General features: G+C 33.8%; 22 protein-coding genes. 13 read left to right on the forward strand and 9 right to left on the reverse strand.

Annotated elements, in window-relative coordinates:
• The first annotated feature begins 49 nt into the window (after nt 1-49).
• From AC0UBM_RS03115 to AC0UBM_RS03150, 8 genes are all read left to right on the forward strand, one after another.
• On the forward strand, nt 50-763 hold the full coding sequence (locus AC0UBM_RS03115) for a 3-ketoacyl-ACP reductase (protein ID WP_475687604.1): 714 nt from the start codon (nt 50-52) through the stop codon (nt 761-763).
• Between the two features lie 138 nt (nt 764-901).
• Entirely contained in the window at nt 902-2,449 is a 1,548-nt protein-coding gene (locus tag AC0UBM_RS03120; protein WP_475687605.1) for an SDR family NAD(P)-dependent oxidoreductase, read from the forward strand.
• Between the two features lie 105 nt (nt 2,450-2,554).
• Nucleotides 2,555-2,890, forward strand: coding sequence for an ArsR/SmtB family transcription factor (locus tag AC0UBM_RS03125; protein WP_414034586.1), 336 nt, complete (start codon nt 2,555-2,557; stop codon nt 2,888-2,890).
• Nucleotides 2,891-2,940: 50 nt separating this feature from the next.
• Nucleotides 2,941-3,414 carry a DUF6428 family protein gene (locus AC0UBM_RS03130; protein WP_434036095.1) on the forward strand — a complete coding sequence of 158 codons (474 nt, stop codon included), beginning with the start codon at nt 2,941-2,943 and terminating at the stop codon, nt 3,412-3,414.
• Nucleotides 3,415-3,427: 13 nt separating this feature from the next.
• Entirely contained in the window at nt 3,428-4,036 is a 609-nt protein-coding gene (locus tag AC0UBM_RS03135; RefSeq protein WP_475687606.1) for an arsenate-mycothiol transferase ArsC, read from the forward strand.
• 2 nt (nt 4,037-4,038) lie between these two features.
• Nucleotides 4,039-5,103: an ACR3 family arsenite efflux transporter gene (gene arsB / locus AC0UBM_RS03140; protein ID WP_475687607.1), complete on the forward strand. Its 1,065-nt coding sequence runs from the start codon at nt 4,039-4,041 to the stop codon at nt 5,101-5,103.
• Nucleotides 5,104-5,172: 69 nt separating this feature from the next.
• Nucleotides 5,173-6,060, forward strand: coding sequence for a carbon-nitrogen hydrolase (locus AC0UBM_RS03145; protein ID WP_414034582.1), 888 nt, complete (start codon nt 5,173-5,175; stop codon nt 6,058-6,060).
• A 2-nt stretch (nt 6,061-6,062) separates the two neighbouring features.
• Complete coding sequence (locus AC0UBM_RS03150; RefSeq protein WP_475687608.1) at nt 6,063-7,103, forward strand: agmatine deiminase family protein; 1,041 nt, start codon at nt 6,063-6,065, stop codon at nt 7,101-7,103.
• 93 nt (nt 7,104-7,196) lie between these two features.
• Here the strand turns inward: AC0UBM_RS03150 and nhaA are convergent, their stop codons facing one another.
• The 5 genes from nhaA to AC0UBM_RS03175 all read right to left on the reverse strand — a co-directional run bounded on the left by nhaA (nt 7,197) and on the right by AC0UBM_RS03175 (nt 13,081).
• Nucleotides 7,197-8,546, reverse strand: coding sequence for a Na+/H+ antiporter NhaA (nhaA, locus tag AC0UBM_RS03155; RefSeq protein WP_475687609.1), 1,350 nt, complete (start codon nt 8,544-8,546; stop codon nt 7,197-7,199).
• A gap of 96 nt (nt 8,547-8,642) precedes the next feature.
• Nucleotides 8,643-10,322, reverse strand: coding sequence for a SulP family inorganic anion transporter (locus AC0UBM_RS03160; protein WP_414034579.1), 1,680 nt, complete (start codon nt 10,320-10,322; stop codon nt 8,643-8,645).
• Nucleotides 10,323-10,364: 42 nt separating this feature from the next.
• Complete coding sequence (locus tag AC0UBM_RS03165) at nt 10,365-10,856, reverse strand: hypothetical protein (RefSeq protein WP_475687610.1); 492 nt, start codon at nt 10,854-10,856, stop codon at nt 10,365-10,367.
• Nucleotides 10,857-11,004: 148 nt separating this feature from the next.
• Nucleotides 11,005-12,393 (reverse strand): HAMP domain-containing sensor histidine kinase, encoded by a 1,389-nt coding sequence (locus AC0UBM_RS03170; protein ID WP_475687611.1) that lies wholly within the window; start codon nt 12,391-12,393, stop codon nt 11,005-11,007.
• Nucleotides 12,383-13,081 (reverse strand): response regulator transcription factor, encoded by a 699-nt coding sequence (locus tag AC0UBM_RS03175; RefSeq protein ID WP_475687612.1) that lies wholly within the window; start codon nt 13,079-13,081, stop codon nt 12,383-12,385. The genes AC0UBM_RS03170 and AC0UBM_RS03175 overlap by 11 nt, the downstream gene beginning before the upstream one ends.
• A gap of 186 nt (nt 13,082-13,267) precedes the next feature.
• Here AC0UBM_RS03175 and AC0UBM_RS03180 point away from each other — a divergent pair, with 186 nt between their 5' ends.
• The 5 genes from AC0UBM_RS03180 to AC0UBM_RS03200 all read left to right on the forward strand — a co-directional run bounded on the left by AC0UBM_RS03180 (nt 13,268) and on the right by AC0UBM_RS03200 (nt 17,891).
• A complete protein-coding gene (locus tag AC0UBM_RS03180) occupies nt 13,268-14,119 on the forward strand; it encodes a universal stress protein (protein ID WP_414034575.1) in 852 nt (283 codons plus the stop codon).
• 313 nt (nt 14,120-14,432) lie between these two features.
• On the forward strand, nt 14,433-15,050 hold the full coding sequence (locus AC0UBM_RS03185; RefSeq protein WP_475687613.1) for a fumarylacetoacetate hydrolase family protein: 618 nt from the start codon (nt 14,433-14,435) through the stop codon (nt 15,048-15,050).
• 96 nt (nt 15,051-15,146) lie between these two features.
• Nucleotides 15,147-15,719: a TetR/AcrR family transcriptional regulator gene (locus AC0UBM_RS03190; RefSeq protein ID WP_475687614.1), complete on the forward strand. Its 573-nt coding sequence runs from the start codon at nt 15,147-15,149 to the stop codon at nt 15,717-15,719.
• A gap of 69 nt (nt 15,720-15,788) precedes the next feature.
• Nucleotides 15,789-16,889, forward strand: coding sequence for an MBL fold metallo-hydrolase (locus tag AC0UBM_RS03195; protein ID WP_475687615.1), 1,101 nt, complete (start codon nt 15,789-15,791; stop codon nt 16,887-16,889).
• Nucleotides 16,890-17,015: 126 nt separating this feature from the next.
• Nucleotides 17,016-17,891 carry a DMT family transporter gene (locus AC0UBM_RS03200; RefSeq protein WP_475687616.1) on the forward strand — a complete coding sequence of 292 codons (876 nt, stop codon included), beginning with the start codon at nt 17,016-17,018 and terminating at the stop codon, nt 17,889-17,891.
• A gap of 11 nt (nt 17,892-17,902) precedes the next feature.
• Here the strand turns inward: AC0UBM_RS03200 and AC0UBM_RS03205 are convergent, their stop codons facing one another.
• Genes AC0UBM_RS03205 through AC0UBM_RS03220 form a run of 4 tightly spaced genes read right to left on the reverse strand, consistent with a single transcriptional unit; the run spans nt 17,903 to nt 20,405 of the window.
• The gene (locus AC0UBM_RS03205) at nt 17,903-18,316 is read right to left on the reverse strand and encodes a hypothetical protein (protein WP_414034570.1); all 414 of its coding nucleotides are present in this window, start codon (nt 18,314-18,316) and stop codon (nt 17,903-17,905) included.
• Between the two features lies 1 nt (nt 18,317).
• Nucleotides 18,318-18,674: a hypothetical protein gene (locus tag AC0UBM_RS03210; protein WP_475687617.1), complete on the reverse strand. Its 357-nt coding sequence runs from the start codon at nt 18,672-18,674 to the stop codon at nt 18,318-18,320.
• A 5-nt stretch (nt 18,675-18,679) separates the two neighbouring features.
• Nucleotides 18,680-19,096: a GreA/GreB family elongation factor gene (locus AC0UBM_RS03215; RefSeq protein WP_414034568.1), complete on the reverse strand. Its 417-nt coding sequence runs from the start codon at nt 19,094-19,096 to the stop codon at nt 18,680-18,682.
• Nucleotides 19,097-19,109: 13 nt separating this feature from the next.
• A complete protein-coding gene (locus AC0UBM_RS03220) occupies nt 19,110-20,405 on the reverse strand; it encodes a Glu/Leu/Phe/Val family dehydrogenase (RefSeq protein ID WP_475687618.1) in 1,296 nt (431 codons plus the stop codon).
• Nucleotides 20,406-20,418 lie beyond the last annotated feature (13 nt).

Raw genomic sequence — 20,418 nt, forward strand, 5'->3', positions numbered from 1 at the left:
ACTGTAATTATTTTTAAATTTGAATGGAATTAAAAACATTAATTTATAGATGAAATCATTAAAAGGACAGCGTGCATTAATAACAGGAGCGGGGAAAGGTATTGGTAAAGCATTGGCTTTAGCGTTGGCGGCAGAAGGTGTACATATCGCTTTATTAGCAGGGTCTGAGAAAGAAATTGAAGATGTTGCCACTAAGGTTAGAAAGTTAGGGGTAGAAGCAATTACAGTTACAGCAGATGTAACATCTCAGGAAGATATTGAAATCGCGGCAAAAACTATTTTATATCAGTTTAAAACCATAGATATATTAATTAATAATGCAGGAATTGCAAAATTCGGCTCGTTTTTAGCTTTAGAACCAGAGGAATGGGAACATATTATTAAAGTAAATGTCATGGGTATTTATTATGTAACTCGTGCATTTTTACAAGATATGATTAATAATAAGTCTGGCGATATAGTAAATATTTCATCTACGGCAGGACTTACTGGCAATGTGTCTACAAGTGCATATACCGCATCCAAATTTGCAGTTTTAGGCTTAACAGAATCATTAATGCAAGAAGTTAGAAAATATAATATTCGTGTTACTGCATTAACGCCTGGTAATTCTGAATCAGGATCGAATGAGTTAAATCTGACTAATATAAATGAAGAAAACGAAAAGCAAGCAGAAGATTTTTCGGAATTAGTTATCGCTCAACTTAAATTAAATAAAAGAATAGCCATTAAAAAATCTAATATTTGGTCTGCCAATATATAGAAATAAAGTTGACAAGATTTAAAAATCAATGCTTTACACCTTGTGGTTTGTAATAGTAATAAAACTGTATTTAGTGAAGTTTAAATTCAGTTATCAACTAAAATTAAAACTATATTTGCGCGCTTAAAGTTTAGGTCCATGAACGAAAATACTGAAGAACAAAACCCAAAGTTAAATCAAGAGCAGATAGATGTTTGTATTGCTATGCTAGAACAGCTGGTAGGCAACACAAATCAATTGTTCGAACTCCCTGAAGAAAAACGTATTGCTTTAATGAAAGCGGCCGGACAAATTACACGTCCGAATAGAGACGAGTTTCAAAAAAGACGTAAGGATGCGAAAAAAGCAGCTAAGCGTAAAATGATTGAGCGCGATAAGCATGCACGTAAGGAAACAGGAATACGTTCGGCTCGTGAAAACCCTATTTTTGTAGCTCCTAAATTAATAGACCTAACAAAAAAAGAAGACAAAGATTTAGAGTTAGAATCGCCTAGAAACTGTTATGTGTGTAAAAAGGTATATACTAAACTGCATCATTTTTACGACACCATGTGTACCGAATGTGGCGATTTTAATTATGCTAAGCGTTTCCAAACCGCCGATTTAAAAAATCAGGTGGCAGTGGTTACGGGGTCTCGATTAAAAATAGGATATCATATTACTTTAATGTTGTTGCGTTCTGGTGCTACTGTTGTGGCCACTACGCGATTCCCTGCAGATTCTGCTTTACGCTTCTCTAAAGAAAGTGATTTTACAGAATGGGGGCATAGATTGCATATACACGGATTAGATTTAAGACATATTCCTAGTGTAGAAATCTTCTGTAATTATATCGAACAGAAATACGATAGGTTAGATATTTTAATTAATAATGCGGCGCAAACAGTGAGGCGTCCAGCTGGTTTTTACAAACATTTAATGGCTAACGAAGAGTTGCCAATCGAGCAGTTACCTAAATTTGCTCAAGGTTTGTTAAAAGATCATATCGATTGTATTACCGAATTAAAAACATTAACGCAAGCAGCATCAGACAATAAAAATATGCCTGTGACATGGCATGGTCCAGAACCAGGAATTGGTTTAAGAGCTTCTGCTAAATTATCTCAAATACCGTATAGTTTCGATAATTCGTTACAAGCAAGTGAAGTTTTCCCAGAAGGGGAGTTGGATGTCGATTTGCAACAAGTGGATTTACGTAAAACCAACAGCTGGCGTTTGCGATTAGGTGAAATTGAAACCACAGAAATGGTCGAAGTACAGTTAGTAAATGCTGTAGCACCGTTTGTTTTGTGTAACCGCCTAGCACCTATTATGCAGAAGGAAAATACGGGACAAAAACATATTATAAATGTGACGGCTATGGAAGGTAAGTTTCACCGTTTCCATAAAGAAGATCGTCATCCTCACACCAATATGGCCAAAGCCGCTTTAAACATGATGACACATACTGCGGCAGCGACTTTAGCGAAAGATGGTATTTTTATGAATGCGGTAGATACCGGTTGGGTTACCGACGAGGATCCTGCAGAGTTATCTAAACGTAAAGTTGAAGAACACGATTTTCAACCTCCATTAGACATTGTAGATGGTGCGGCACGTGTTATGGATCCGTTAATAGATGGCATAAACACAGGTAAACACTGGTGTGGTAAGTTTTTAAAAGATTATTTTCCTATCGATTGGTAGAATAAGATTTGATATAATCAATATTAAAAGATAGTTAAATGGCTATCTTTTTTTTTGTGCAATTCATAATTAATCGTAATATTGCAATGAACAAATAATTATATCATGGGGATTACTAAATCAGAAATTTTTTCGGATAGACAAAATGACATTGCGCGTATCGCCAAAGTTTTAGGTCATCCAGCACGCATAAGTATTTTAGAATACTTAATTAAATCAGATAGTTGCGTTTGTGGTGATTTAGTCGAGGAAATTGGTTTGGCTCAACCTACAATTTCTCAGCATTTAAAAGAATTAAAAAATGCAGGACTTATACAAGGTACCATAGAAGGGACTAGTATTTGTTATTGTATTAATACTGAAAAATGGAATGAGATTCGAAGTAAATTAAATCTGTTTTTCGATCAAAAAGCAACTTGTTCTAACTCAGATTGCTGTTAAAAAAAATTTAAACTTAATCATCGTAATATTACAATTAATAAATTTCAATTATGACATTATTAGATATTAAAAATCATTTAGAAAACCTAAATCAAATCGCTTTTCAGTTACCAAACGGGAGCTTAGTTCCAAGTCATTTTCATGTCACGGAAGTAGGAAAAGTAGACAAGAACTTTATTGACTGTGGTGGCACAGTGAGAACGGAATCTGTAGCGAATTTTCAATTGTGGGAGGCCAATGACTACGATCACCGTTTACATCCAGAAAAATTAGTTTCAATAATAGAGTTGTCGCAACGCCTATTAAAACTAGATGATTATCTAGAGATTGAGGTAGAATACCAAGGTGAAACCATTCAGAAATATGACTTAGATGTTAAAGAAGGTGTATTTCAGTTAACAACTAAATTTACAGATTGTTTAGCCAAAGACAATTGCGGTATACCTCAAGAAAAACCGAAGAAAAACTTAAACCAATTAACTCAACCTACTAATACATGCGCTCCTAATTCTGGATGTTGCTAACACCTTTAAAACTATGAATACTAAAATTGCCAATCAAATTGAAAACTTCGACTTTTCAAACATATCCGAAGCCCGTAAAGACGTATTACAACCTCTAATTGATTTTATTCAGGAGAAACATTCAAAAAAGATAAAGATCCGATTAAATTTTATCTGCACACATAATTCAAGACGCAGTCATCTGTCTCAAGTTTGGGCACAAACGGCTGCCTTTTATTACAATTTTAAGCATGTGTATTGCTATTCTGGAGGGACGGAAGCTACGGCTATGTATCCTATGGTTGCCGAAACCTTAGAAAACTCAGGGTTCGATATCTTAAAAATAACAGATGGAGATAATCCGGTATATGCTATAAAATTCGATCATAACGAGCCTCCAATTGTAGGATTTTCTAAACGTTTTGATAATGCGTTTAATCCAGAAACTAGATTTGTTGCAATCATGACGTGTTCTCAAGCCGATCAAGGTTGTCCGTTTATCGCTGGAGCCCAAGAACGTGTTGCTGTAACTTACGAAGATCCGAAAGCTTTTGACGGTACAGACCAACAAGCCGAAAAATATAATGAACGTAGCTTACAAATAGCAGAAGAAATGTTTTACGTATTTTCAAAAATTAAGTAATTATGGCAACAATTAAAAAATTAAGTCTTTTAGATAATTATCTAACGTTATGGATTTTCTTAGCCATGTTAATTGGTGTGGGGTTAGGAAATTTCTTTCCTCAAATTCCTGATGTTATAAATTCATACAGTCAGGGTACAACAAATATTCCGATTGCGATTGGTCTAATTTTAATGATGTATCCACCTTTAGCTAAAGTGAATTATGCGTTGTTACCTAAAGTATTTAAAGATGTTAAGGTGTTGTCCATTTCGTTAGTTTTAAATTGGATTATCGGACCGTTTTTAATGTTTTTCTTAGCCATTACGTTCCTTAGAGATTATCCGGAATATATGGTCGGTTTAATTTTAATCGGACTAGCAAGATGTATCGCGATGGTATTAGTTTGGAACGATTTGGCCGAAGGTAGTAGTGAATACGGCGCTGGTTTAGTGGCTTTAAATAGTGTTTTTCAGGTGTTTGGTTATAGTTTTTATGCCTGGATTTTTATTACTGTATTACCTCCGTTTTTTGGATTTGAAGGCGCTATAGTCGATATCTCTATTGCTACCATTGCCGAAAGTGTCGCCATTTATTTGGGAATTCCCTTTGTTTTAGGGTTTTTAAGTCGCTTTTTTCTAGTGAAATTAAAAGGAGAAACGTGGTATAATACTAAATTTATTCCTGCAATTTCTCCATTAACTTTAGTGGCCTTATTGTTTACTATTATTGTAATGTTTTCGTTAAAAGGAGAGCTTATTGTTGAAATTCCTATGGATGTTGTCATCATTGCAGTGCCTTTATTAATATACTTCTCATTAATGTTTTTAATCGGATTCTTTATTAGTAAAGCCGTAGGAGCAACTTACGATAAAACAGCTGCCATTGCATTTACAGCGGCAGGAAATAATTTTGAATTAGCGATAGCCGTTGCGATTGCTGTTTTCGGATTAAATTCTGGTCAGGCATTTACGGGTGTCATTGGACCATTAGTAGAAGTGCCGGCGTTAATTTTATTAGTTAAAGTCTCTTTTTGGTTACGGAAAAAGTACTTCAGCAGTGAAAATATAACGAAATTAAAATCGTAATTAATTTATAACATCTTTAGTCATTCACTTTTATAAAATAATTACTTTTACGATATAATTTTAACTGTTATGTCTGTAAAAAAATATAAGATAGCCGTTATTCAATTAAACTTGAACGACGTTGCTGAAAACAATTTAAAAAAGTGTTTAAGTTGGGTAAGAGATGCTGCAAATAAAGGTGCAGAGGTTATTCTTTTACCAGAGTTATACAGTAGTCATTATTTCTGCCAAAGCGAAGATGTAGATAATTTCGCTTTGGCAGAACCTTTATACGGTACATCTTTCGTAGCCTTTAGTGCCTTAGCTAAAGAGTTAGGCGTTGTTATTATCGTGCCATTTTTTGAAAAACGTATGGCTGGGATTTATCATAACAGTGCGTATATTATAGATACAGATGGTACCGAAGCTGGATTGTATAGAAAAATGCATATTCCAGACGATCCTCATTTTTATGAAAAATTTTATTTTACACCTGGTGACTTAGGCTTTCAAGCTATTCAAACTAAAAAAGGTAAAGTAGGAACGTTAATTTGTTGGGATCAGTGGTATCCTGAAGCAGCACGGCTTACAGCTTTAAAAGGTGCAGAGGTTTTATTTTATCCAACAGCAATTGGTTGGCACCCGCAAGAAAAAGAAGAATTTGGGGAAAACCAGCATGGTGCTTGGATGAATGTTATGAAAGGCCACGCAGTTGCTAATGGTGTATTCGTAGCGGCAGCAAACCGTATTGGTTTAGAACAATATTTGCCAGATACCGCGGGAATTCAGTTTTGGGGATCTTCATTTATAGCTGGACCTCAGGGAGAAATATTAGCTCAAGCATCGCATGATCAAGAAGAAATTTTAATAGCAGAAGTCGATTTAGACTTGCAAGAAAATGTTCGTCAGAATTGGCCATTTTTTAGAGACCGTCGTATCGATGCTTTTGGTGATATTACTAAACGTGCAATTGATTAATTATGGCATCTGAAGCAATTAGATTTCCTGCCGAATGGGAGCATCAAGAAGGTGTTTTACTTTGTTTTCCTTATAACGGAAATGACTGGCCAGGAAAGTATCAGGCCATACAATGGGCTTTCGTTGAATTTATAAAAAAAGTAGCTCAGGTAGAAACTGTGTTCTTAGTTGTTGAAAATAAAAAGCAACAAGACAAGGTTAATGAGATGCTTGAAATGGCTCACGCTAACTTAAATAATGTGAGCTATATAGTTTATAAGACAAACAGAAGTTGGATGCGAGATTCTGGTCCGATAATCGTTAAAAAAGGAGGGGAGCGTGTCGCATTAAATTTCAATTTTAATGGTTGGGCTAAGTATCCTAATCATAAATTAGATCGCGGTGTTCCTAAGGTGATTTCAGAAGTTTTAAAAGCGCCTTTGGTTCAAGTAATGCACAACGGAAAACCCGTTGTTTTAGAAGGCGGTGCTATGGATTCTAACGGGAAAGGTACTTTATTAACTTCGGAGGAATGTTTGTTACATCCTTCTATCCAGGTTAGAAATGAAAACTTCACTAAAGCAGATTATGAAGCTGTGTTTAAAACATACTTAGGAATTACCAATGTGATTTGGCTTGGAGATGGTATTGTTGGGGACGATACGCATGGCCATATTGATGACTTATGTCGTTTTGTAAATGAAGATACCATTATCACCGTGCTAGAATCGAACCCAGAAGATGCTAATTACATAGTGTTACAGGATAATTTAAAGCGTTTACAGGCGTCTAAACTAGAAAATGGCACTACGCCAAACATTGTGATACTACCTATGCCTAAGCCGTTAATTTTTGATGGTATTCAAATTCCAGCAAGTTATGCTAACTTTTTAATTCTGAATAAAACGGTTTTAGTACCCACATTTAACGATAGTAAGGATCGTATTGCATTGAATATTATAGCAGATTGCTTCCCGGATCGAGAAGTGATTGGCATGAGTGCTATTGACCTTATTTGGGGATTTGGAACATTGCACTGTTTGAGCCAGCAAATTCCTGCTTAGTTTCAATTAGGACATATTATAACATAAAAAAAGCGACCCATTTAGGTCGCTTTTTTAATATATCTGTGTGATGATTTTTAATCGAAAAGAGGTTTATTCTTCTTCCTCTTCTTCTTCGTCGCTTAGTAAAATTTCACCTGAAGCTGGTTTTACCGATTTTAAAACAAAGTAACCAATTAAACCGGCAATAGACGATCCTATTAAAATACCCACTTTGGCTGAATCTTGGTATAGTAAACTACCGTGGAATGCTAAATTAGACACGAAAATAGACATTGTAAATCCAACTCCCGCTAAAAATCCTGTCCCTAAAATATGCTTAAATCTAACTTTGTCAGGAAAAGCTGCAACGCCAAGTTTTACTGCTAAATAAGAGAATGCAACGACACCTACACATTTACCAATAATTAATGCAATAGCAATGTGAGAGGCTAAATCGAAATCTAAATGATCGGAAGCACCAAATACAATACCTGCATTAGATAATGCAAAAATAGGCATGATAAAATAGGCTACCCAACCATGGAAAATATGTTCTAAATGCTGTAATGGCGATTGAACGCGACTTGTCCATGCTTGAAGATCATCAATTAAGTTAATCTGTGTGTGCGTAAGTATTGGACTATCGGAAGTTCTTTTCTTAAGTAATCTGTTAGTAATCGATTCTAACTGATTCATATCCACAGACAATTCTGTTTTACGCTGAATAGGAATAGTTAATGCGATAAGTATCCCTGCAATAGTTGGGTGAATTCCTGATTTTAAGAACAAGAACCAAATTACAACCGCAAGTGTAAAGTAAATAATCTTGTGATAGAAGCCTTTCCAGCCTAGGAAAAATAAAACTCCTAGCGGAATAAAAGAATATAATATTAATGCCCAATCTATATTATTACTGTAAAAAACAGCGATAGCTAATACAGCCACTAAATCGTCTACGATAGCAAAGGCGGTTAAGAATATTTTTAAGGCTAATGGCACGCGTTTCCCTAATAATTGAATAATAGCTAAAGAGAAAGCAATATCTGTTGCCATTGGGATTCCCCATCCGGCGTGAGTTTCTGGATTAGTGTTTAAGGCTAAGTAGATTCCGATAGGAACAAAAACACCACCTAAGGCCGCGAAAATAGGCAAGGAGGCTTTCTTAAGACTATTTAATTCACCAATAAGAATTTCCCGTTTAATTTCTAATCCAATTAAGAAGAAGAAAATAACCATTAAACCATCGTTAATCCAGTGTAATAGGTTTTTTGAAATATGAAAATTTCCTATTTCAAAACCAAGTTCATAATTCCACAGACTAACGTAAGAATCTGAGAATGGTGAATTGGCCCAAAGGAGGGCGATTACAGCTGCAGAGAAGAGAAGGATTCCTCCAAAACTTTCTACTTTGACAAATTTTGTAATAGGTCTTACAAAGTAATGATCTAATTTTTGTTTCATAGGTCTTTCAAATAAATGTATATAAAATAAAAAGCCTATAGTTATCAAATTTTTGATAACTATAGGCTTCTAAAAAATATTATGCGTTATAAAACATTATCCTGCTTTAGGCAAATCCTTAACCTTTAAAACATTTGAAGGAATTTTTAAACCTTCATCAGTTTCGTGTAAAGCAACTTTATCTTCGTTATCTGATAAAACTGAGGTCACGTGGTTAACCGAATTTTCTATTTTGTATTCTTTTCTAAATCCTATCAAAGATACATTAATATTTTTGTCAATACAACCATAATTGACAAAGTCTTTTATCAGTTGCAGCACATCGTGATCTATATATACTGTGTTTGAGGCATCTATAACTATAGAGCTATTCTCAGGAAGGTGTGCAAACGTTTGTTTTATAGCCGCTTTATTCAAGAAAGAAACTTCTTGAGCAAGCTCCATTTGAATCGTTTTTCCGGTGGAATGATTTTCTCTTCTAAAGAAATAAGCCAGCTTTAAATTTCCTCTTAAAATAAAGAAAATACTTACTGCCATACCTATACCTACACCTTTGAGTAAATCTGTAAATACAACTGCAATTACAGTAGCGACAAACGGTATAAATTGAAACTTTTTACTGTTTTCCCACATATGAATAAAGACTTTCGGACTCGCTAATTTAAAACCAACTGCAATTAGTACGGCTGCTAAACAGGCTAAGGGAATTTTATTTAAAATTGTGGGCATTGCCAATACAGCAATAAGTAAAAATACACCATGAGAAATGGCAGATAGTTTTGTGCGACCACCAGAATTTACGTTCGCAGAAGACCGTACAATTACAGAAGTCATTGGTAAGCCTCCAATCATAGTACTAATAATGTTTCCTATACCTTGAGCTTTTAATTCTGTATTGGTGTTAGAATATCGTTTTAAGGGGTCTAATTTATCTGCGGCTTCAATACATAATAAGGTTTCAATACTTGCTACAGCAGCAATCGTTAAGGCTATAATCCATACATCTATATTGCCAATCTGACTGAAATCTGGTAAGCTAAATTGCGATTGAAAAGCTTCAAAAGATTCCGGAACTGGTAAACTAACTAAATGTGCTGGTGTAATGGCTAAAGGCGAGTTTAACGCAATAAAAGCTTCGTTAATTGCAACGCCTGCAATAACCGCAACTAAAGAACTTGGTATAGACTTTATTTTCTTTAAAGCAGGAACCTTAGTAAAAGCGATAATTATTCCTAAAGAAACTAGAACAATTATAATAGCTCCCAAATGCATATTGTTTATGCTTTGAATAACTGTAGAAAACATATCGTGTTTACCTTCTGCATTGATATGAAAAAAATCGCCCTCGTGAACGGCATCATATCCAACAGCGTGAGGTAATTGCGTTAAGATTATAATAATACCGATCGCGGCTAACATCCCTTCAATAACATTAGATGGAAGATAATTAGAAATAATACCGGCTTTTAAAAATCCTAGAATTAATTGAATCACTCCAGCGATTAGACCAGCTAATAAAAAGGCTTCCCAAGATCCTAAGGTTGCAATGGCAGATAAAACAATTGCGGTAAGTCCTGCTGCAGGTCCTGAAACACTTAAATTAGAACCACTAAAGAAACCAACCACGATACCTCCAATTATACCTGAAATAATTCCAGCGAATAAAGGAGCTCCACTGGCAAGTGCAATTCCTAAACATAATGGCAAAGCCACTAAAAAGACTACTAAACCGGCCTTTAAATCGGATTTTAAATATTTTGTACTAATGTTCTTCATGTGTTACTTCTTTTTAAATTATACTAATTTTAGTTTGTTTTGTTATTTAAAACTGAATGGTTTCAGGCTGAAAAACCAAAAACGGGTAGGTGGATTTTGTTTTTGTCCCTTATAAGCCACACGCGATACGGCTGGCGCTAAACGGTCTATTAACGGCGTAATGTCTACACAATTTCTGTTTTGAAACTGACATAACTCTGAGCTTGGAATAATAGATTCGTCGATGTGGTTTAGTCGAAGAAAATCGTTAAAATGACGGTCAGATGTTCCGGTATATAATTCAATGTTGACACTATAGATTTTATTCTTGTGATCTAAAATTAAATTAGAAAGGGTGTCCTGAAAAATCCCGTTAGCTAATCTTTCTATTAATTTGGACTTAGAATAACCAAAGGGATTCGAGCTGTTTAAACGCTTATTATAACCAGAAGCCAATACAAGTTGTATTGGGTCGTTAGGATAATGCAACACAGCGTTTTTTATAAGCTGTAAAGATTTTTCACTAAAGTCTGTTGGTATAAGTACCGTCTTCATTCTTCTAATTTCTTAGGGCAAACATACTGCCACAGTATTAGAGGGGTATAAGAACGAGATTAGAATGAGATTAGAGTTTTTTTAATCGCTATAATGTGCTGTTAAGTAGATGTATAAGTAGTTATTACTAGGGAAAGTGAAATGTTTATTATTTAGAAATAGAGAATTTTTGATGTTTATTAGGAAATATCAAGGTGACAATGGTGCCTTTTTTATGTTCGGAAAACACTTCTATAGTCCCACTATGCAGTTTCATAATCTTATTGGTTAGCGGTAAACCAAATCCGTAACCTTTAACATTTCTTACATTGGCGGCGCGATAAAACGGCTGGTAAATGTTTTTTATTTCATCTGACGGAATCCCAACACCTTGATCTGTTACAACAATTTTTATTGAAGCATTATTTGTAACTATTTTAACAATCACTCTTTTATTGTCGGAGAATTTTGAAGCATTATCTAAAACATTATTTAAGGCAATGTTTATTAAACCGTAGTTACCTTCTACAACTAATAAATCTGGATTTTCGGGAAAGTCATTAAAATCAATTTCGATTTTATTATCAGGATTTATTAAATCGATATTTTCTTTTACTTCTAATATTAACTCATCTAAACGAATAGGAGTAATGAGCAACCCTTTCTCGTCACTTTCAGTTTGTGCAAATTTTAGCAGACTGTTTATTAAAGCGTCTAATCGTAATGCTTCAGTTTCTACACCTTCTAAAACTTTAGTGTATTCTTGGGGAGAACGTTCTTTTAGTAAAGCAATTTCAGTTTGACCTAGTATGGCGGTTAACGGATTTTTTAATTCGTGAGACGCGTTGTTTATAAAGTTGCTTTGTATTTCGAAAGAGGTTTCTAGACGGTCTAGCATGCCGTTAAACGTATTTGCTAATTCGCTTAGTTCGTCTTTGTTATTGGTGGTTTCTAACCTCTCATGCAAATTAGTAACACGGATGTTGTTTACTTTTTCAATAATTCGTGCGAGTGGCTCCAAGGTTCGTTTTGCAAAGAAACTGCCTAGAAAAAATAAAACCAGAATCGTTAAAAGAAATAGAAAAACAAGCAAGTTAACTAGTTTAGATAATTCGTCTAAACCATCTTCATCATTTGCTGTTAAAATAACAAAATGAGATCTATCTTGCTCTTTATAGTTTAATCCAGACAAGAACGTGTCTCCAATCTTTGTTTCTGCGTAATTATTACTAACCAAATCGGTGTAAAATGGTTCAGGTATATCGATTTCTATTTCAGAAATAATTTGGTGAAGGGTAGTGGTGGTCGGAAAAATATATTCATGTTCTTCCGGTAAGGTTTGTAAATGTTTTTTTAAGAGATCTTCATAAACATCTGTTCCCAGTTTGTTTTTTTCAAAGTGAGATTGTTCTGCAATTATGGTACGTTTTCTAAGCTTTTTAAAAAACTCATTCGTTCTGTAATCCGATGCAAAGACATAAATAATTGAAAAAATAACAAGTTGCATGGTGGCCACCAGTATAACGAAGATGAGTGTAATTTTGTTTTTAATTTTCATCTTCCGGATTTTTCAATATATAGCCCATCCCAACAACAGTCTGTATTAATTTGGGAGTAAATTTCTTGTCTATTTTGTTTCTTAAATAATTTACATAAACATCTACGACATTAGTCCCCATATTAAAGCTTATATCCCAAACATGTTCCAAAATATCGACACGAGATAAGACTTTATTTTTGTTTTTAAGCAGGTATTCCAAGAGACGAAATTCGGTAGACGTTAATTTAATTTCTGTATGATTGCGTTTTACAATTTTTGTATCATTATTTAACTCCAAGTCGGCTAACTTAAGTAATGAACTATCTGGGACTTTAAAGTTTTTACGGCGTGCTACAGCGCGTATTCTTGCTAAAAGCTCTTTAAACTTAAAGGGTTTCGTTAAATAATCGTCTGCACCAGTATCAAGTCCTTTTACAATATTATCTGTACTTCCTAGGGCCGATAAAAATATTATAGGAATAGTTCCAAAGCCTAGACCTTTTATTTTGGTTGCAATGTCGTAACCATTCATACCAGGCAGAATCACATCAAGCAAAATTAAATCGATGTCTTTTTGCAATAAAAGTTCGAGGCCTGTTTCGCCATCGTAGGCTATATATGCAATGTATCCGACTTCCTCTAAACCTTTTTTTATAAAAGTAGCGACGTTATATTCATCTTCAACAATTAAAATATTTTTTATCATGAAATAGAGATTCTGCTACAATTTTAAGTAAATGTAAGATGCTTTACTAAGAATGAATAATAAGAAAGGATAAATATACTAGATTTTTAATTAGTGAAATTTTAACCTAATTTAAGATTTAAATAAGTGCAAAATCGTTGTGTATGTATGGTTTTGTTAGTAAATTTATGACTGAAAATAAAGACTATGACAAATATACTATTACCAACAGATTTTTCCGAAAACGCATGGCACGCTATTGAATATGCTTTAGACCTATTTAAAAATGAAACATGCAATTTCTATATAATAAACTCTTTTGACCAACCAGGTTCTAGTGGTTATATGGGAGTAACTTCTGTAATGGCTAAAGAATCTATTTACAATGCTCAGGTTGAAAATAGCAAAAACGGATTACGGGATGTATTAGATAAAATTAATGCGAACTATTCTAATAATAATCACAAGTATAAGTGCTTATCTATTTTTAAACCATTCTCTGGTGCGGTTAAAAAAGTGGTAAAAGAATTTGAAATAGACTGCATCGTAATGGGAACCAAAGGCGCTGGTGCTATAAAAGAAATTACGGTTGGAAGCAACACTTCAAGTCTAATTGGTACGGTAAACTGTCCAATTATAGCGATCCCTAAATATGCCGAATACAAAGCATTTAAAGAGATAGGAATATCTACAGATTTCGATATTACTTTTACAGAAAAAGGGTTAAGTCCGTTACTAGAAATTGCAAAATCTAACGACGCTTTAGTCTCTGTGTGCCATATTATGGACCGTGCAAAGAAACTTACGGAGTCGCAAGATGAGAAAAAAGAAGCCTTAAAGGTGCTTTTAGACGATTTTTCTGCTGGATATTTCACACTAACAGGAATAGGAGTTTCTACTGGAGTTCGTGCTTTTGTACAAAGTAGAAAGTTAGATATGTTGTGTGTTATTGCAAAAGAACAAGACTTTTTAAAACGTCTTTTAAATCAATCGTATAGTAAGTCTATTAGCCACCGTGCTAACGTACCATTATTAATATTAAATATTAAGAATTTCTAAATAGGAATTCCATCAAAACATAAGTACTAAACTCCCGAATCTCATTTAGAGCCGGGAGTTTTTTTATATATAAGAACGGCTTATATTAATGATTACTTTTTAAAACGGAGTACAATTAATCCTTTTTCGATCTGTAAAAAATAAGTTGTTTTGATTTTGAAAAAAAACAAGAAAGACAAATTATAAGTTGCTCATAAATATCTTAAATTTGTAAGACTTAAATAAAGATGATGTAAAATCTTCACGCATTTAAGAATTTAAAGTTTAAGATAAAAAACATAACTCAAACACTATTTTTTAAATATACAAAACAATGAAAGTACTAGCAATTGGTAAAAATTATGTTCTTAATGCAGAAGAATTAAAAGCAACAACTAAAAATGGTAAACAACTTATTTTCTCTAAACCAGAGTCAAGTTTAGTAAAAGATAATAAAGATGTAGAATATCCTTCATTCACAGAAAATCTAGTTTACGAAGTAGAATTGGTGATTGAAATAGGTAAAACAGGTAAAAATATATCTGAAGCAGAGGCTACGTCTTACATTTCTGGTATTGCTGTTGCCATTGATTATACAGCAAAAGATGTTTTAAATGATGTTAGAGAAGGTAAAGGACCTTGGGATTTAGCTAAAGGTTTCGACGGTGCGGCACCAATTTCTGCAGTGAAGCCTGTTTCAAACTTTTCAGATTTAAGCGATATTAATTTCGATTTAAAGATTAATGGAGAAACGGTTCAGGAAGGAAATACGGGATTAATTATCTATAATTTTGAAGAGATTATCGCGTTTACATCTAAATATTTCACGTTAGAGCCTGGAGATTTAATCTTTACAGGTACTCCTGCTTATGGAACGGGTCAGATTCATAAAGGAGATCATTTACAAGCTTCTATAGAAAGAGAATTGTTATTAGATTTCAAAATGGTTTAAGCCTTAGTCATATTATTAAAACTCGAGTCCTATGATTCGAGTTTTAATTTAAATCAATAGCGAATATTTATTCGATTAAAATTATATATTTACAAAGTGAAACAGAAAGATGAATTAAAACGAGAGGCAATTATAAACGAAACTATTGCTATAGTTTACGATAAAGGATTTACAGCAGTAAAAATGGCTCGTATTGCCAAGAAGGTAGATATTTCGCCATCCACTTTATATGTATATTTTAAAAGCAAAAACGATCTTATACAAACTATCGCCACAGATTTACTTAAAAAACTGACGGATATAGGACAAGATCAATTAAAAAGTGAATTGCCTTATAAACTAAAGTTTAAAGCAATCTGGATTTTTTACATCAATTTTGGTATCAATAATCGTAAGGAAGTTAGTTTCATTCATCAAGTTAAACAATCACCGTATTTTGAAATGATCCCGAAAGAGATTCGACAGTTAAAGTCCACTTTTATTTTCGATTTATTAGATGAGGGGAAACGTCAAGGTTTAATTAAAAACTTAGACAATACGATTCTATCTGTGCTATTAGAAGCCTTTATGAACGAAACAGTAAAGCTAATTGATACTAAGACTTTAGAATTAAATGAAGAGGATACAAACACCATGTTTTCGCTTGCTTGGGATGCTATAAAAAATTAAAAAATTTAATTAATAATCGAATATATATTCGATTAAAACACATTTATGTTAAAGCTAATATTAAAAAAAATGGGAATTATAATCGGTATAGGTATACTTATTTTGGTAATAGGAATTATCTTATTTCTATATGTAAGTCCGCAATTTGGTGATTCACCAACAGCCACTCAAGAACAAAAATTTGCATTAACCAATCATTATAAAGATGGTAAATTTATAAATATTGGCGAGGTCGATATGCAAATGGGGATTCAGGATATAGGCAAAAGTCTTATAGGTTATTTTAGACCTACCAAAGGCGTGACACCCGAAAGTCCGATTTCTGTAGAGACCATTATACCATCAGATCTCATGGATTATAGTGGAGAAACACGTTTGTTTTGGTTCGGTCATTCTACATTTTTACTTCAGATACAATCTAAAAACATATTAATAGACCCTATGTTTGGCGATGTGCCTGCGCCTCATCCGATGTTGGGAAGTAAACGATTTAGCAATCATCTTCCAATACGCATAGATGATTTACCACCAATAGACGCGGTACTAATTTCACACGATCATTACGATCATTTAGACTATAAGAGTATTTCTAAACTTAAACATAAAGTAAAATCATTTTACACACCTTTAGGAGTTGGTGCACATTTAAAATCTTGGGGCGTATCTAAAGATAAGATTTACGAATTAGATTGGTGGGAAGAGATTGTGGTTTCAGATTTAAAATTTGTGTGTACACCTGCTCAACATTTTTCAGGACGTGGTATAAGCGATAAAGGAAAAACGTTGTGGAGTTCTTGGATCATTACGTCAAAAAATGAAAATATATTTTTTAGTGGTGATAGTGGTTATGGCAGTCATTTTAAAACGATTGGTGAAAAATATGGCCCTTTTGATTTTGCCATGATAGAATGTGGGCAATACAACACACTATGGCACGAAATACACATGTATCCAGAAGAAACGGCTCAGGCGGCGATAGATGTAAAAGCAAAGCAAATGATGCCCATACATTGGGGAGCTTTTAAACTAGCTATGCACGAATGGAACCAACCGGTAGAGCGCTTATTAAAAGCATCAGAGATTCAAAATATTAATGTAATTATACCTAAAATAGGAGAAGAAATAAAAATAGGGAAGACCATTATTAGCACTGAAGCATGGTGGGAATAAGCATTAGGATTTTTGCATTAATTGAAATGAATGGCGTTTAAGCGATGTTACTTCTTTTAAATGTATATTTTTGCGACTTAAAATTTTCAGAGTGATTTATTTTAAGACTTCTAAAGCACCGCTAAAATGCAATTAAAAGAGACAATAAAATTAATGTTACTAAGTACTTTTGCCTTTGCTTGTATGAATGCAACGGTAAAATATTTAGATACAATTGGAGCCTTTCAAATTGTGCTTTTTAGGTCTGTCGGGTCCTTATTTTTTACGTTTGGATTTTTACTGAGAAACAAAATTCCATTAATTGGAAATAATAACAAGCTATTAATATTACGTGGTCTCGTAGGTGTTACTTCTATGGCTCTGTTTTTTATGTCTACTAAATATTTGCCAATAGGTACAGCTGTATCTTTAAGGTATTTAGCTCCTATATTTGCTGCCATTTTTGCAGTTATCTTCCTAAAAGAAAAGATTTTTCCTTTCCAATGGGTATTCTTTATTCTTGCCTTTATAGGTGTAGTGATTTTAAAAGGGTTCGATTCTAATATAAATACGTTTGGACTTGTACTTATTTTAATTGCGGCAGTTAGTAGTGGATTGGTTTACATTATTATTAGTAAAATAGGAAAGTCTGAACACCCTGTAGTTATTGTAAATTATTTTATGGTAATCTCGGCCATAGTAGGTGTACTATTTACAATTAATAATTGGACTACTCCCGTAGGTATGCAGTGGGTCTTTTTAAGTTTACTTGGTGTATTTGGTTATTTCGGACAATTATTAATGACGAAAGCTTTTCAGAACGCACAAACCAATCAGGTCGCTCCAATAAAATACATTGAAGTTATATTCACTATGCTTTTTGGAGTTTCTCTTTTTGCCGAAGTGTATTCATTTTGGTCGCTATGCGGTATAGGTTTAATTATAGCGGCCTTAGTTTTAAATATTATTTATAAAGATAAAAAGACTAAGAAATTAGACGCCCTTAAGGATTCTAAAATTTAGTCTTCTTAATACTATTTACGTTTGTATTGTGCTAGTTGGTTGTAAATAGTGGTTTTTAATACGCGATAGTCTTTCACAAACACCAAATATTCAACACGCTTTTTTTCATGAATTTTAGCGCGTTGTTCATCATATTCAATGTTTCCAAATTCTAATTCCTGACGTAAATTTTGTTCGTATTTACACAGCATGGCCATAGCCAGTGTATTTCTGCGTCTAAAATCTTGAATGAGATGCTGAATGTTTTCACTTTTTACTAACTGTCTATTTAAAATACTAAAGGTGTTAATCTCGTTATTTTTAGATTCTAAATCGTCTGTCCATTGCGAAACTTCCCGAATATCCTTCTTGATAAATAAACGTCTGTTTTCATCTACCTTAAATTGCATTTGATTATTTACTTGGTTGTATTGTAAGATGCCCATGTTATCTCTTAGTTAGTTTAGATTTAAATAATCGGTATTCTTTTACATGTTTTAGGTAATCTCTTTTATGTTTAGAATGTTCGTAAATAAAAGGTGTGTCAGAATTTAAACCGTCGCATTTACTCCAATACTCCCTAAACTCCCTATAATTTTTAATCGCTTTTAAAATTGATTTGTTAGCAGATCCTTTTAATAACACTGCCGATTTAATTAAATCTTGGTTGTTATATTTCTTTTTGGAACAGTATTGGTTTAATTCCTGTTTGATTTCCTCTAAGTGAAGAATCCAAGAATCTACCTCATTCGTACTGTTTCCTGCTGTTGCATTAAAAGCGATATCTAAATTATATAAGTTCATAAGCGTTAAATTACGATGTCCAATCCTCTATAGTTGTATTCCTGTTCTACATTTATAATTTTTAGTTCTTTGGTTCCATTTGGGAATTCCCATGTAATAGTATCTCCAATAGCATAGCCAAATAGGGCAGAACCCATAGGTGTTAGAATAGAAATTTTATTCTGACTTAAATCTTTGTTTTGCGGTATAACCACTTTTATGGTTTTTTGCCAGTCGCCCTGAGCCACGGTTACCATACTGTTAAAGCGAATAACATCACTTGGCATAAGTTCGTGGTCTATAATTTCGGCATCAACTAATTCATTACTTAGTTTTTGTAACGATGTTCTTGTTTCTTTATCTCTTGAATAACCCGAAAGATTGAGTACGCGTTTTAAGAAAACGTACTCTTTCTTTTCGAGTATTAAATGTCCATACTTCATATTTAATTTGTTATTATGGAAAAATTCCACGTTGTATATATGCTTTTTCAATACGTTGAATTGCTAAACAAAATGCAGCAGTTCGCATGTCTATATTTTCAGCAACAGAATAGTCATAAACTCTTTTAAACGAACCTTTTAATGTTTTTTCAAGTTTTAAAATAACTTCATCCATATGCCAAAGTTCTCCGTTTCGGTTTTGTAACCATTCAAAATAACTGCCAATTACGCCTCCAGAATTACATAAAATATCAGGAATAATTTCTACTCCTTTTTCCAGTAATATTTGTTCTCCTTCAACATTTGTAGGACCGTTAGCACCTTCTGCAATTAATCTAGCTTTAATAGAATGGGCGTTATCTCCGGTTATCTGATTTCCTAGGGCCGCAGGAATAATGATATCACAATCCAATCCAAAGAAATCTTCCTTTTCAATAGCATTAGAATTCGGGAAATTTTGCACACCTCCTTCATTTGTAGTCACATACGCCTGTAACTGTTTTACCTCAATACCTTCTGGTTTATAAATACTACCAAATGCATCTTGCACACCAACCAAAGTAGCGCCTTCTTGCTCCATGAAATGAGATGCCCAATAGCCTACATTGCCAAAACCTTGAACAATAAATCGTTTTCGTTTAAGGGTAATATTTCGTTGCTCTGCCCATAATTTGATGGTTAAAAACACCCCATATCCGGTCGAGCGATCCCGTCCTTCAATACCTCCAGAACCTACAGGTTTGCCAGTAACGACATGCTGGTAGGTTGATCGTTCTGATGGCCCTTTAGTAGACATATATGTATCTGCAATCCAAGCCATAGTTTGTGAATTGGTATTTACATCTGGAGCTGGAATATCGTGTTCTGGCCCAATATTATCACCTAAAGCATAGGTAAAGCGTCTGGTGATACGCTCTAATTCGGTTTGTGAATATAATTTTGGGTTTATTTTAATGCCTCCTTTGGCGCCACCATAAGGCAGTCCTGCCAGAGACGTTTTCCATGTCATCCACATTGCAAGTGCTTTTGCCGCGTCTATGTCTACCGTTTCATGGTATCTTAAGCCTCCTTTATACGGGCCTAATGCATTGTTGTGTTGTACACGATATCCGGTAAATATTTCTACATCTCCGTTGTCCATTTTTACTGGAAAATGAATGATGACTTCATTATTAGTTACGTTTAATATTCTTCGGATATTCGGATTTAAATTTATCTGGTCGGCTGCTTTATTAAACTGTTCAAGAACATTGGCAACCATACCAGTCTCGCTTTTCTTTACAGGTAATTTTATTTCTTCTGCTATCATATTATAATAATTA

Source organism: Formosa sp. F44, from assembly GCF_056238645.1.